This is a genomic window from Streptomyces sp. NPDC093600 (genome assembly GCF_044764755.1).
In the GTDB taxonomy this organism is placed as follows: domain Bacteria; phylum Actinomycetota; class Actinomycetes; order Streptomycetales; family Streptomycetaceae; genus Streptomyces.
Genome location: NZ_JBIWIU010000003.1, coordinates 518,656 through 532,200, shown reverse-complemented (window position 1 = coordinate 532,200; position 13,545 = coordinate 518,656). Strand labels below are relative to the sequence as shown.

Annotated in this window: 9 protein-coding genes and 1 riboswitch; of the genes, 4 read left to right on the top strand and 5 right to left on the bottom strand. The window is 73.3% G+C overall.

The genetic code is table 11. From position 1 onward, the window contains the following. The first annotated feature begins 7 nt into the window (after window positions 1-7). Entirely contained in the window at window positions 8-3,034 is a 3,027-nt protein-coding gene (locus ACIRB4_RS12325; protein WP_403290225.1) for a DEAD/DEAH box helicase, read from the top strand. Then, the gene (locus tag ACIRB4_RS12320; RefSeq protein WP_403290222.1) at window positions 3,031-4,329 is read left to right on the top strand and encodes an SWF or SNF family helicase; all 1,299 of its coding nucleotides are present in this window, start codon (window positions 3,031-3,033) and stop codon (window positions 4,327-4,329) included. Before ACIRB4_RS12325 ends, ACIRB4_RS12320 begins: the two co-directional genes overlap by 4 nt. Before the next feature lie 119 nt (window positions 4,330-4,448). Here the strand turns inward: ACIRB4_RS12320 and ACIRB4_RS12315 are convergent, their stop codons facing one another. The 3 genes from ACIRB4_RS12315 to ACIRB4_RS12305 form a co-directional block, all read right to left on the bottom strand. Then, a complete protein-coding gene (locus ACIRB4_RS12315; protein ID WP_403290219.1) occupies window positions 4,449-5,105 on the bottom strand; it encodes a hypothetical protein in 657 nt (218 codons plus the stop codon). Between the two features lie 127 nt (window positions 5,106-5,232). Next, window positions 5,233-6,114: a bifunctional 5,10-methylenetetrahydrofolate dehydrogenase/5,10-methenyltetrahydrofolate cyclohydrolase gene (locus tag ACIRB4_RS12310; RefSeq protein ID WP_403290217.1), complete on the bottom strand. Its 882-nt coding sequence runs from the start codon at window positions 6,112-6,114 to the stop codon at window positions 5,233-5,235. 28 nt (window positions 6,115-6,142) lie between these two features. Then, window positions 6,143-6,249: riboswitch (ZMP/ZTP riboswitch) on the bottom strand. A gap of 233 nt (window positions 6,250-6,482) precedes the next feature. Then, window positions 6,483-7,289 (bottom strand): class I SAM-dependent methyltransferase, encoded by an 807-nt coding sequence (locus ACIRB4_RS12305; RefSeq protein ID WP_403290215.1) that lies wholly within the window; start codon window positions 7,287-7,289, stop codon window positions 6,483-6,485. 227 nt (window positions 7,290-7,516) lie between these two features. Here ACIRB4_RS12305 and ACIRB4_RS12300 point away from each other — a divergent pair, with 227 nt between their 5' ends. Further along, window positions 7,517-9,094, top strand: coding sequence for an ArnT family glycosyltransferase (locus tag ACIRB4_RS12300; RefSeq protein ID WP_403290212.1), 1,578 nt, complete (start codon window positions 7,517-7,519; stop codon window positions 9,092-9,094). 73 nt (window positions 9,095-9,167) lie between these two features. Here ACIRB4_RS12300 and ACIRB4_RS12295 read toward each other — a convergent pair whose 3' ends face one another. Beyond that, complete coding sequence (locus ACIRB4_RS12295) at window positions 9,168-10,808, bottom strand: glycosyl hydrolase family 8 (RefSeq protein ID WP_403290209.1); 1,641 nt, start codon at window positions 10,806-10,808, stop codon at window positions 9,168-9,170. Between the two features lie 906 nt (window positions 10,809-11,714). Here ACIRB4_RS12295 and ACIRB4_RS12290 point away from each other — a divergent pair. Further along, window positions 11,715-12,632, top strand: a complete 918-nt coding sequence (locus ACIRB4_RS12290; protein ID WP_403290206.1) for a S1 family peptidase — start codon at window positions 11,715-11,717, stop codon at window positions 12,630-12,632. 185 nt (window positions 12,633-12,817) lie between these two features. Here ACIRB4_RS12290 and ACIRB4_RS12285 read toward each other — a convergent pair whose 3' ends face one another. Further along, window positions 12,818-13,522, bottom strand: a complete 705-nt coding sequence (locus ACIRB4_RS12285) for a helix-turn-helix transcriptional regulator (RefSeq protein WP_403290203.1) — start codon at window positions 13,520-13,522, stop codon at window positions 12,818-12,820. Window positions 13,523-13,545: the final 23 nt, after the last annotated feature.

Here is a 13,545-nt window from a genome sequence, read left to right as displayed (position 1 = left end):
GTCAAATTTGAGGAATGCGTTGTCGCTGCCGCAGAGCCCCGATGAACTCGCCCGCCGTTCCGCCCTGTTCCTGCCCTCCGACCCTCCTCGCGCCGGCCGGATCGCCTTCTGGTCGCCCGTCGGGGAGGGGCTCGCGACCGACGAGCGGACGCCAGGGGACGGCGGACCGTCGGCGTTCACGTCGGCGTCTGCGTCTGCGTCTGCGTCGGCCTCCTTGCCGATGGCCGAGGGGACTGGCGTGGCCGGCGAGCTGGCGTTGGTGTCGGACGACCTCCGTCCGCACGCCGTGCCCGCGGTGTTCCTGCCCGTACGGGACGCCCTGCCGATCCTCGCTCGTGCCCGGTTCTCCGAGGAGGCCCCGGCCGCGACGGCGTTCTGGGGCGCCGCCGCCCTCCTCGCCCTGCACCTGGTGGCCCGGGGGCTGCTCCTGCCCGGGCTCACCGGGACCGACCGGGACGCCTGGCGGGCGGGACCGCTCGGCCCGGAGGAACTGACCGCGCTGCGGACACTCGCCGCCTCCATGCCGCCGGCCGCCCATGCCGTACCGCTGCCGGGAGCGGCGGCCGACGGCGAGCCGCTCCTTCCCGAACCCGAGGCCCTGCTGCGGGCGTTCGTCGACGCGGTGGCGGACGGGCTGCCGCGCACCCCGGCCGCCCCGGTCGCGGCGGGCGGGCCCGCCTTCGCCGCCGATGAGCCGCGGGAGCTGCCCGGCCTCCGGGCGTGGGCGGCGGACGTGGCGGCCGGTCACGACGCCGGAGTACGCCTCTCGCTGCGCGTCGAACTGCCCGGGCTCACCGAGCTGGAGGCGCCCTCCTTCCGGGCGGTCCTGCAGATGCACAGCGCCGCCGACCCGGCCCTGGTCGCGGACGCGGCCGACGTCTGGGCGGGATCGGGACCGACCGCGGCGGCGTTCGGGCCCCGGGCCCGGATGGACGCCCTGCTCGCGTTGCGCCGTGCCGCCCGGGCGTGGGCGCCGCTGACGCCGCTGCTCTCGGCAGCCGTCCCCGACGCGGTGGAGCTGGCCGACGAGGAGATCACCGAGCTCCTCGGCCCGGCGGTACGGGCGCTCCAGGCGACGGGCGTCCAGGTCCACTGGCCACGCGAACTGGCCCAGCGCCTCACGGCGGAGGCCGTGATCGGCCCGCCGGACGGACCGCCCGACGGGCCGCCGGGCGCGGACGGCCCTCCGCCCCACCTCACCGGTCTCACCGGCTCCACCACAGACGAGAGCACCGACGGCGCCGGTGCCGGCCCCTCCCGTTCCTCCGCTCTGCCCTCCCTCCTCTCCGCCGACGCCCTGCTCGCCTTCAACTGGCGTTTCGCCGTGGGCGACCAGGAACTCACCCGCGCCGAACTGGACCGACTGGCCGAGGCGGGCCGTCCGGTGGTCCGGCTGCGGGACCAGTGGGTGCTGATCGACCCGGCCGAGGTGCGCCGTGCCCGCGCCTCCGCGGACCGCAAGCTCACCCCGGTCGACGCGCTCGGCGCCGTACTCACCGGCACCACCGAGGTCGACGGCCGCCGCGTCGAGGTCCGGGCGACGGGATGGCTGGAACAGCTGCGCGCCCGGCTCGCCGACCCCGAGGGCGGCCCGCAGGAGGTCGCCCAGCCCGCCGCGCTCGCCGCGACACTCCGCGACTACCAGCTGCGCGGCCTCAACTGGCTGCACCGTATGACCTCGCTCGGGCTCGGCGGCTGCCTCGCCGACGACATGGGCCTGGGCAAGACCATCACCCTCATCGCGCTCCATCTGCACCGGCAGACCGTGCCGTCGGCGGCCGGCCCGACGCTCGTCGTCTGCCCGACGTCCCTGATGGGCAACTGGCAGCGCGAGATCGAGAAGTTCGCGCCGGGCACGCCCGTGCGCCGCTTCCACGGGGCCGCGCGCGGCCTGGAGGACCTGGCCGAGAACGCGTTCGTCCTGACCACGTACGGGACCATGCGGCTCGATACCGAAAAGCTCGCCGGCCGCCCCTGGGGCATGGTCGTCGCGGACGAGGCACAGCACGTCAAGAACCCGTACTCGGCCACGGCGAGGCAGTTGCGCACCATCGGGGCGAAGGCGCGCGTGGCCCTGTCCGGCACTCCGGTCGAGAACAACCTCTCCGAGCTGTGGGCCATCCTCGACTGGACGACGCCCGGTCTCCTCGGCCGGCTCGGGACCTTCCGCTCGCGGTACGCCTCGGCCGTCGAGGGCGGCGAGGATCCGGCCGCGGCCGAGCGGCTCGCCGCCCTGATCCGTCCGTTCCTGCTGCGGCGCCGCAAGTCGGACCCGGGCATCGCGCCCGAGCTGCCGCCGAAGACGGAGACCGACCGTGCCGTCTCCCTGACGGCGGAACAGGCGGGCCTCTACGAGGCGGTCGTGCGGGAGACCCTCGCGGCGATCGCCGAGGCCGACGGCATGGAGCGCCGTGGTCTCGTGGTGAAGCTGCTGACCGGGCTCAAGCAGATCTGCAACCACCCCGCCCAGTATCTGAAGGAGGAGCGCCCCCGGATCGAGGGCCGTTCGGGGAAGCTGGAGCTCCTGGACGAGTTGCTCGACACGATCCTCGCCGAGGGCGCGAGCGTGCTGGTCTTCACGCAGTACGTGCGGATGGCGCGGTTGCTCGAACAGCATCTCGCGGCTCGGGGCGTGCGGACGCAGTTCCTGCACGGTGGCACGCCGGTCGCCGAACGCGAGCGGATGGTCGCCCGCTTCCAGGCCGGTGAGGTGCCCGTCTTCCTCCTCTCGCTGAAGGCCGCGGGCACCGGACTCAACCTGACCCGGGCCGGCCATGTCGTGCACTACGACCGCTGGTGGAACCCGGCCGTGGAGGCGCAGGCCACCGACCGCGCGTACCGCATCGGGCAGACCCAGCCCGTCCAGGTCCACCGGCTCATCGCCGAGGGCACGGTGGAGGACCGCATCGCCGACATGCTCCGCGCCAAGCAGGCCCTCGCCGACGCCGTCCTCGGCTCCGGAGAGGCGGCACTGACCGAACTGACGGACGCCGAGCTGGCGAACCTGGTCGAGCTGCGAGGAGAGGGACGATGAGCGGATACGAGACGGGCGGCGAGGAGCGGACGTTCACGGCGCTGCCACCCGCCCCAGGCGGCGGTGCCTTCGCCCGGACCTGGTGGGGCCGGGCGTGGCTGAAGGCGCTGGAGGACACGGCTCTCGACAACCAGCAGCTGAAGCGGGGGCGGCGGCACGCGCGCCAGGGCGCGGTGGGCGCGGTGTCGGTGCGGCCCGGCCGGATCACGGCCGTCGTCAAGGACCCCGACGGCGCCTCGTACCGCAGCGATGTGCTCCTGCAGGAGCTGTCGGCGGACGAGTGGGACCGGCTGCTGGACCTGGCGGTGGACAGCGCCGGCCATATCGCGGCGCTGCTGGATCGTGAGATGCCGCCGCACCTGGTGGAGGACGCGGCGGCCGCGGGGCTCGAACTGCTGCCGGGCATCGGCGATCTCGACCCCGAGTGCAGCTGCGAGGCGTGGGACCACTGCCCGCACACGGCGGCACTCTGCTATCAGGTGGCCCGGCTGCTGGACGAGGATCCGTTCGTCCTGCTGCTGATGCGCGGCCGTGGGGAGCGGGCGGTCCTCGGGGAGCTCCAGGAGCGGAGCGCGTCACGGGCCGCGCCTTCCGCCGCGGCGCCGCGGGAGGCCGCCGCCGAAGGGGTGCCGGCGCGGGAGGCGTTCGCGGCGCGGGACATCCTGCCGCCGCTGCCCGCCCCGCCCGAGCTGCCCGCGGCGCCGGGCGAGCCGCCGTCCCTGGACACGGAGACGGTCCCCGAGCCGGGTCTCGACCCGGCGGCGCTGGAGTTCCTGGCGACGGACGCCGCCGTCCGGGCGCACCGGATGCTGGCGGAGGCTCTCGCGCACGGCCTCGGAACCGGCGCGGAACGAGCCGCAGACGAGCACGACCTGACGGTGAGCCAGGACGCGGTGCGGCTGGCCGCCGGGGCTCCGGCGGCGCGGATCGTGGAGCGGCTCGCCTCCGGGTCGGGGCGCCGGCGTGCTGAGCTGGACCTGGCCACGCGCGCGTGGCGGTGCGGTGGCGCGGCCGCCCTGGCCGTACTGGAGGAGGAGTCGGCGCCGGGGCCCGAGCTCCTGGCGCGGGCCAAGGCGCGGCTCGCGGAGGCCTGGGAGGACGGTGAGCGGCCCGTGCTGCGCGCGGCGGGCGCGGGGCGCTGGACGGTGGTCGGGGCGGAGGCGCAGCTGCGGCTCGGCGCGGACGGCCGCTGGTGGCCGTATCGCAAGGAGCGCGGCCAGTGGGCGCCCGCGGGCCCGGCGGACCAGGACCCGGCGGCGGCGCTCGCGGTCGTGTCCTCGGCGGGCGAGGACTGAGCGCCCCGGGTATGGGCCGGTAGGAACGGGGCGGGGCAGGGGCGGGGAGGGGGCGGCGCCCTGGGGCGGTTGTGGCTGCACGGCGAGCAGCTGCTGCCGGGCATCGGCGGGCGGGGGGGTCAGAGCAGCGGGGCGGTGAGTTTCCGCCCCGCCTCTCCGCGACCGGTGGGCGTGGCGAGGCTGCAGGCCACCGTGTCGGAGCCGAGGAGGTAGCTGGTGCGGTACGGGTACTGGACGAAGGTGGTCCAGCGGGTGCCGCGCGGCTGTTCCGCCGCCTTGCGGCGCAGCGGCTCCCGGCACAGGCCGGCGGCCGCGTCCCGGACGTCCCGGTCGGTGGGATGGTCGCCGGTCAGCCGGAGCATGGTGACGAGCTGGGCGTCATGGGGCCGGTGGCAGGCGCGTCGGACGACCGTGCCGGGCGCGGCCCGGTCGATGTCGAAGCACTCCCCCGCCCGGAGCCGGTGGTAGGGAAGAGCGGACGGCGGCGGCGCCGGGCGGCGCGAAGGCCGCGCGGACCGCGACGGGGTGGGAGTCGGCGAGGGACGACCGGTGGCGATCTCGCCCTGGGGCGCGGGGTGTTGTCCGCCCGCCCGCGGGGCCCAGGTGCCGGAGGCGGCCCGGTCGGACGCCGGCCCTGTTCCGAGCGGCGGCGCCTCCCCGTCGCCGTCACCGCCGCCTGTCAGGGCGGCCGCCACGAGGGCGGCCGCGAGGAGGAGCATGACCGGCACGAGGAGGTGCCGCGGGAACGACGACGGGTCACCGGAGAGCGGGGCCATGTGACCAGGGTCACCTCTGGACGACCGGTCCGGCCACTGTGCGGGCGACGTGCGGCACGTCTCGTACAGAACCGTGACAATCGCTTTCCATGGAACGGCCGTTGGGGCCTGCCGCGGGTCAGGTGGGTCAGAGACCCAGCTGTCGCTCGGCCGCCTCGACCGTCTGAGCGAGGAGCACGGCGATCGTCATCGGACCGACGCCGCCCGGGACCGGGGTGATCAGGGAGGCGCGCTCCGCCGCCGAGGGGAAGTCGACGTCGCCGACGTCGCCCGGGTTGTAGCCGGCGTCGATGACGACCGCGCCGGGCTTGATGTCCTCGCCCTTGATGAAGTTCGGCCTGCCGACCGCCGCGACCAGGATGTCCGCCTCGCGGACGACGGAGGACAGCTCGGTCGTCCGCGAGTGGCAGTACGTGACGGTGGCGTCGCGGCCGAGCAGCAGCAGGCCGGCGGGCTTGCCGAGGATCGCGGAGCGGCCGACGACCACGGCTCGCTTGCCGCTGAGCCCGACCTCGTAGGCGTCGAGGAGGCGCATGATTCCGCCGGGGGTGCAGGAGACGAAGCCGGGCAGTCCGAAGCCCATCGCGGCGAACGAGGCCATGGTGACCCCGTCGACGTCCTTCTCGGGAGCGATCGCCTCGAAGGCGGCGCGCTCGTCGATGTGCGGGCCGACGGGGTGCTGGAGCAGGATGCCGTGGACGTCGGGGTCGTCGGAGAGCGCGGTGATCGCGGCGACGAGCTCGGCGGTCGTGGTGGAGGCGGGCAGCTCGACGTGCCGGGAGCGGATTCCGGCCTTCGCGCAGCGGTTCCGCTTCATCTTCACGTACGTCACGGAGGCCGGGTCCGCGCCGACGAGCACGGTGGCGAGGCAGGGCGTGACACCGGTGCGGCGGGTGATCTCGGCGGCGCGGGCGGCGGTCTCGTCGACCGTGCGACGGGCGAGCGCGGTGCCGTCCATGAGGGTGGCGGGGCCGTGGGAGGCGAGACTGGTGGGGGCGCTGACGGACATGGGCCGCTCCTGGGCGTCGTCGAGGACAGGTGATCGCCCAGGCGCACGGCAGCGTCGGAACCGCGCGGTTGCGCGGTGTCCACGGGACCGCTCCCCGGTGGTGATCCACCTCAAGCGCCAGTCACGGCCCGGGGCCACTCTACGGGAGGGCCCGGAGCGGCGTCGGGGGCGGGCGCGTGGGGAGGCGTCGGCGCCCACCCGACCACGCGGCCGCGCCGACCCGGTCGCGTCAGCCGACCGGTCCTGTCCGCCGGGCGGTCGCGTCCCCCGCCCCGTCCCGTCACGCGGCCGCGCCGACCCCGTCGCGTCAGCCGGCCGGTGCGGCGGGCGGTCTCATCACCCCAGCCGCGCCCTCGTCACCCGTCGCGTCAGCCGATCGCGTTCAGCCGGGTGTGGGCGACCCGCAGCTTCGACTGGCCGTGCGGGAGCCGCTCCCAGTCGTCCATGACGTGGGCGACGAGCCCGTGCTTCTCCGCGAGCGCCACCAGCGTCTGCGTGCGGTAGTAGAAATCCTCACCCAGCACCTGGTGTTCGCTCGTCTCGGTGCGGTCGTACGTGAAGTCGAAGAAGCCGCCGGGAGCGAGCACCCGCCCCACGTGCGCCAGGCATTCGTCGATGACCTCCAGCGGCGAGTGCGAGAAGACGCTGTGCGCGTGGATCACCGTGAACCAGGCGTCGGGCAGGAAGTCCAGGGTCAGGTCGTCGACGGGGGTCAGGTGCGGCAGCTTGTCCTGGAGCCCGTAGCGGACGACGGTCTTCTTGGCCTCGATGAGGATGTCGGGCGAGATGTCGACGCCGTAGTAGTGGCCGGGTTCGAGGTGGGAGATGAACCGCCAGCCCGCGCGCAGATTGCCGCACCCGATCTCCAGCATCCGGTCCTCAGGCTTCAGACCATGCCCGACCAGATAGTCGTACTGCATCTGTCCGATGGCGAGCCAGCGCTCGTGCGACGGCACGCCGCCGACGGCCGCTTCGGGGCTCCTCGCGGTGTCGGAGGCCATCACCGCCCGGTAGTACGCCACATGGCTGCCCCGGTGGCGCAGGCGCAGCCAGGTGTTCCGGCCCGCCCGGCGCAGGTAGGGGACGACACGCTGCGGATGCCGCAGCGCGTAGCGCACTTTGTGCCCCAGTCGGGAGCGGTTCGTCGCCAGGCGTGAGGCATGTGGGTTGCTCATGACGGTCTCCGTGGATCCGATGGCCCCCCATGTCGCGGATCGTAGCCCGCGGGCCCGCGGCACGGCGCCTCGACACCTCCCCCTCCACTCGTCCCGTCCGGTCCGTTGGGCCGACTGCCTCGTCGCGTGGTGACGTCGTCCGGCCCGTCGCAGCATGGGGAGACGGACCGGGGGCTGTGACGTGATGTGACGTGATGTGACGCGGTAACTGTTGAGCGAGGCCAGGCATGCGTGATTCCGGGTTGATGTCCGGCTCCCCGAGCGGCTTGCCGTCCGGGCGGAGCGACGAGGCGGGAGACGTCGTCGGGCGGCGCCGCGGTGCCCCCGGCGGCCGGGCGCTTGCCCACGGGATGGCGGGGCCGGCTGTCGTCGCCGCGGCCTTCACCGTGGCCCAGCTGGTTCTCGCGGTACCGGGGGTCGGTCTGGGGTGGGACGAGACGGTGTACGTCAGCCAGGTCAGCGACCAGGCGCCCGCGGCGTTCTTCAGCGCTCCCCGGGCCCGTGGCATCACCTTCCTCGTCGCACCCGTCACGGCGGTGACCGCCTCCACCGTGGCGCTCCGCGTCTATCTGGCTCTGCTGTCCGGTGCCGGACTGTTCCTGGCGCTGTGGGCGTGGCGGCGGCTGCTGCCCCCCGCCGTGCTCGCCGTCGGCGGGGCGCTGTTCGCGAGTCTGTGGGTCACGCTGTTCTACGGGCCGCAGGTGATGCCGAACCTGTGGGTGGCCCTGGCGTCGCTCGCCGCCGTCGGCTGCTTCCTGCGCGGTCCCGGCGACAGGTGGGCGTTGCCGGGGCTGGGGGCCGGGGTGGCGTTCGTGGCGCTCATGCGTCCGACCGATGCCGTGTGGCTGGTGCTGCCGCTCACCGGGGCGGCCCTGCTCACGCTGTGGCGGCGTCGGCGCGGCTGGCCGCTGTTGCTCGTGCCGGCCGCCGGCGCGGCGCTCGGCGGCGTGGTGTGGGTGGTCGAGGCGTACACGCGGTACGGCGGTCTGGGGGCGCGGCTGCGGCGCGGGAGTGAGATCCAGGGCCATCTGGGCTGGCACATGGCCGTCGACGACCACCTGCGCGCCCTGGGGGGCCGTACCCTCTGCCGGCCCTGTGACGTCCCGTGGGCGTACCCGGTCGCCTCCCTCTGGCTGCTCGCGCTGCCCCTGCTGGTCGCGGCCGGCGTGCTGGCCGCCTGGCGTACCCGGCATCGCATGGAGATCGTCGTGGCCACCGCGGCGGGCGCGTCGCTGGCGGTGCCCTATCTCTTCACCGTCGACTACGCCGCTCCGCGTTTCCTCCTTCCGGCGTACGCCCTGCTGATGCTGCCCGTGGCGCTGGCCGTCGTCCGTGCCTGCCGCTCGGAGACCCGGTGGCGCCCGTCCGTCGTCATCCTCGTCGCCGTGGCCCTCACCGCCCACCTCGCGGTCCAGTACCGGCTGCTCGACGGAGTCGTCGACCGGGTGCGGCGCGACACGATCGCCTTCGCCGACGTGGCGAGGGAGCTGCGCGCCGAAGGCGTACGGCCGCCCTGCGTGGTCACTGGTGAGGAGGCCATCCGCGTCGCCTTCCGCGCCGGCTGTGCCTCCCGTCAGCCCACCGGCCACGACGCAAGCATCACGCCCGCCGCCCTCGCCTCCGCCGCGCTCCAACGGCCGGTCGCCGTCCTGCTCTCGGGCGACCGGCGACCACCGGCGTACGCCCGGCACTGGCGCGTACTCGACCTGCCGGACCTGCGCGCCCGGACGGGCTACCGGGCCTACCTCTCCCCCACGGCGATCCCGGAGGGCCCTTCGTCACCGCGCAACGGCGGCGGGCCTTAGGGGGCGGCACCGCGGCGCGGCTCGGTGGTGCCGAACCGCGCACGAGGTGACGAATCGCGGCTACGGGTCGTCGTTACGGAACCCAGTGGTTGCCGGAGGCCGTGATCATGACTTGGAGCTGGATGCTCGCCGCGAAGTAGCTGCCGGTCTGGATCGGCGTGGCGAGCATCTTGTTCCAGAGGGCGTCGAGCCACGCCTGGCTGGCCGGGTCGGTCATCGCCGCGAGGGTGAAGGGGGCGAAGAACGCCGCGCTGGTGTAGGTCTGGATCGGCGTGCCGTCCAGCCCGTACCCGACGACGATCTTGTTCGGGTCTCCGCCGGTCTTGGTCTTGATCCAGCTGTTGAGCTTGCGCGCGGCGGCCAGGGACTTGGCGTCGCCGCTGGTCACCGCGTCGTCGGCGATGCGCCACGGGGTGCGGCAGGCGTTCCACCAGTACTTGCCGTCCTTCGGGTCCTCCAGGACCTGGCCCGGGGCGGGCTTGGGGGTGGTGTCGGTGTTGACGACGAAGTCGGGCAGCAGGCCGGTGTTCGGCGCGTACGTCGACTGGAGGTGGGCGATCTGGTTCTGATGGGCGGTGCGGACGGTGTCCCAGGTCGCGTCGCCGGTCGCGGTGCGGAAGGCGCGGAAGTGGTCGATCATCCAGTCGGAGGTGCGGGAGATGTAGTAGTACTGGTCGCCGGAGCTGCTCCAGTCGCCCAGCTTCAGCAGGTGGGTGGCCGGGTTGAGCTCGTCCTTCTTGATCGCGTCGATGTGCTTGATCGCGAGGTCTTTGTAGTTGTACGTACCCGAGCTGCCCCACTGCTTGTCGGCGAGCAGCAGCCCGTAGGCCACGTCCATGTCGCCGTCCGTCGCGGCGTCCCCGCCGTTGACGCTCTTGCAGTTCACGTCCTGTTCGGCCGCGAGGAGATTCGGGTTGATGGCCGAGGGGTGGTCGATCTTCCACTTGACCAGACCGTCGAAGATCTTCTTCGCGTCCGGGTCGGCACCCGCCATGGTCGCGGCTATCACCATGCCGTAGCCCTGGGCCTCGGCGACGTACGGGTGATCGGCGTCCGGGGAGATGACCTGGTACCAGCCGTTGCCGCAGTTCTGCCGGAGGAAGGCGGACTTCCAGCTGTTGTAGTAGTCGACGACCTTCTGGTCGAGCGCGGCCTGGGTGCCGGACGGCTTGAGCGTGCCCGCGGCGTACGGCTTGAGGTGGCTGCCGAACGGGACGGCCGGGCCGGTCCCGCCGGAGACCGGGGAGCCGTAGACCTCGAACTCCCAGAGGGAGTAGCCGTAGGGGGTGCCGCGCTGCGTGCCGTACATACGGACGTACCGCCCGGTGCCCGTCACCGACAGGTCGTCGATGGCGCCGTCTCCGGCGGTCGTGCTGTAGACGTCCGTCCAGGTCGAGCCGTCAGCCGAGGTCTGGATCCGGTACGTCTTGCCATACGCGACCTCCCAGTTGAGCTTGACCCGGGATATCCGGTGACTGGAGCCGAGGTCGATACGCATCCACTGCGGATCGATGCCTTCGGCGCTCGCCCAGCGGGTGCCGGTGTTCGCGTCGACCGCCAGGCGAGGTTCGAAGCCGGTCGCCTCGATGGACGACGCCGTCGTCGGCTTGGCCACCGAGACGAGCGTGTCGGCGGCCACAGCCGTCTGAGGCACCGTCAGGGGCGCGGAGAACAGGCCGGCCGCGACGAGCAGGCCGATACTTCTTCGTCGCATGTCAACTCCTCTGTTTCTTCCTGGGCATGGGGGTGGAGGGAGCGGTGGCCGGAGGTCAGGCGCGGGCCTGGGGCGGCAGGCGGACGATTCTCGGGGCGGCGTATTCTCCGGGGTGTGACATGGCGGTCTCGTGATCGCGGGTGAGCGTGAGGCAGACGCGCCCAATGGTTAGGAAAACTTCCTAACCATTGCGGGAGCCTAGAGACGCGCGCCCGCCGTCCGCAAGTCCCTTGTCAAAAAGGGCGCGTGAGGACCGGCCACCGCCTTCCGGCCTCTGACGGGTCAGCGATGACGGGAACCGGACACCCCAGGGGCGGGGCGAAGGGGAAAGATCGAGGCATTGCGGTGTCCCTCACGGCTGTACCACTGCGCCGAGGCGCGTCCGCGCGCGCTGCCGCCATCGGCTCCTCCTTCATAGCGGCCGGGCCCGGGTGGCGACCCGCCTGTGCGACCGCTACCCCTTCGAGGTGGGGAGAGAGGCAGTCGGCGGGCGAGAGCGACGGAACGGGCGGGCACCGAGTGCGGCGCACGGGCGCCGAGACGCTGATCTGGAGCGACAGCACGGCACCCTCCGCTCCCTCGGCAGACCCTCAGCCACCTTCCACCACAGGGTCCCCACGAGCCTGAAAAGGTGTCAGCAAACCTAGAAAGCGTTTGCACTCCACTGCCGCGCAGGTCGGCGCGTGCGCCCGACGCGTCCGCCACCCGGCCTGCCCGGCGAGGGGACCAACTGAACGCGCGTAGAACGACTGAAAGCCGTTCTTGCGGCGAGCACCATCCGGACCGGAGGATTCCCCTCGTCGAGATTGACAGGTCCATGCCGGAGCACCCTCCGTTCCGGACCTGTCGGCCGCACCTCAAGGCCCGCCCACCCAGCGGGCCTCCACTCCCCCACCGGAGGAAGCAGTGAACCTCAAGCGTCTGTCCCCCCTCGGCGGCGTCGCGAAGGGGGCCCGGCTGATCGCCGTGGCCTCCGCGCTCCTGGCCGCCTCAGCGCTTGCCGCCCCCACCTCGTCCGCGGCGACGGGCGAGACCGCCCGTGCCACCAGCGGCCAACTCGCCGCGACGAGCGACGCCGTGCGCGTGGCCGACGTGGCCGGCACCGCGTGGTACACCGACCAGGCGACCGGGAAGATCGTCGTGACCGCCGACTCCACCGTCTCCGCCGCCGAGATCGCCAAGATCCGGAAGGCGGCGGGCACCGGCGCCTCCTCCCTGGAGATCAAGCGCACGCCCGGCACGTTCAACAAGCTCATCGCCGGCGGCCAGGCCATCTACGCCGGCGGCGGACGCTGCTCGCTCGGCTTCAACGTCCGCAGCGGCTCGACCTACTACGCCCTGACAGCCGGTCACTGCACCAACATCGCCAGCACCTGGTACACCAACTCCGCCAACACCACGGTGCTCGGCACGCGGACGGGCTCCAGCTTCCCCAACAACGACTACGGAATCATCCGCCACTCCAACGCCTCGGCGGCGGACGGCCGCGTGTACCTCTACAACGGCAGCTACCGCGACATCACCGGCGCCGGAAACGCCTACGTGGGCCAGTCGGTCCAGCGCAGCGGAAGCACCACCGGTCTGCGCGGCGGCACGGTGACCGGTCTCAACGCGACCGTCAACTACGGCAACGGCGACGTCGTCTACGGCATGATCCAGACCAACGTCTGCGCCGAGCCGGGTGACAGCGGCGGCGCCCTGTTCTCCGGCAGCACCGCGCTCGGCCTCACCTCCGGCGGCAGCGGCAACTGCTCCAGCGGCGGGACCACGTTCTTCCAGCCGGTGACCGAGGCCCTCAACGCGTACGGCGTGAGCGTCTTCTAGTCCCGGCCTCACCGAAGGATCGGCGGACTCTTCGGTAAGACAGGCAGGAAACTCGGTCCGACAGGCAGGAGCCTGGCGGGCACACGGGCCGGCGGTCCCCCACGGGGCCGCCGGCCTCCGCACGTGGAGCGGCGTTCCCCAGCACCGCGGGGCGGGAGGCGGTGGGCCGGGCGGGTGCGGCGCGCTCAGCGCGACGGCCGGGTGTCGTGGCCGATGAGGTGCAGGAAACGGTCGGGCAGGGCGTGCAGCCACCCGGCGCGTTCCGTGGCGATCTCCCTCAGCCGCGCGTGGTCGCTGCGGGCGACGAGATGGCCCATGTAGCGCTCGTTGAAGTGGGCATACTCCTGGTGCAAGGTGCGCAACGCCTGCGCCACGCTGCGCTCGGGTGCGCCGACGAGCCGGCCGAGCGCGGCGGTGTGCTGCTTCCACCGGCCTTCGACGGCCTGGCGCAGGAGGCGGTCGAGTTCGCCGGCCCGGACGATGACCCGCAGCAGTTCGTCCGGTTCGAGGCCGAGGGCGTCCGCGAGCATCAGGGTCTGCCGGTCGGTGCCGCGCCAGTGGTGGTCCTCCTCGGCGCGGGCGTAGTCCCGCGGGTCCATGCCGATGCGCTGGGCGAGCCGCTCGGCGGTGAACTGCCGGGCCAGGCGGTGCTCGCGCAGGGATCTCGGCCGCAGCGCCATGAGCTCCGGTACGGGGCACCACAGCGCGTCGGCCAGGGCGAACAGTTCCGTCTCCGAGGGCGCGACCGCCCCCGACTCCCAGGCCGTGACGGCCTCCACCGGACGGCGCACGCCCAACTGCGCCATGGCGGCGACGACCTGTTCCGGGGTCAGGCCGATGCGGAGGCGGGCGGCCCGGGCCTGGACGGGAGAGAACGGAGGGTGGGACACGTACGGATCACCTCGGTGGGCGG

Bases quoted from the DNA above. Each gene is read 5' to 3' on its own strand.
- ACIRB4_RS12320 (WP_403290222.1), top strand. From the start codon at position 3,031: ATGAGCGGATACGAGACGGGCGGCGAGGAGCGGACGTTCACGGCGCTG.
- ACIRB4_RS12315 (WP_403290219.1), bottom strand. From the start codon at position 5,105: ATGGCCCCGCTCTCCGGTGACCCGTCGTCGTTCCCGCGGCACCTCCTC.
- ACIRB4_RS12310 (WP_403290217.1), bottom strand. From the start codon at position 6,114: ATGTCCGTCAGCGCCCCCACCAGTCTCGCCTCCCACGGCCCCGCCACC.
- ACIRB4_RS12305 (WP_403290215.1), bottom strand. From the start codon at position 7,289: ATGAGCAACCCACATGCCTCACGCCTGGCGACGAACCGCTCCCGACTG.
- ACIRB4_RS12300 (WP_403290212.1), top strand. From the start codon at position 7,517: ATGCGTGATTCCGGGTTGATGTCCGGCTCCCCGAGCGGCTTGCCGTCC.
- ACIRB4_RS12295 (WP_403290209.1), bottom strand. From the start codon at position 10,808: ATGCGACGAAGAAGTATCGGCCTGCTCGTCGCGGCCGGCCTGTTCTCC.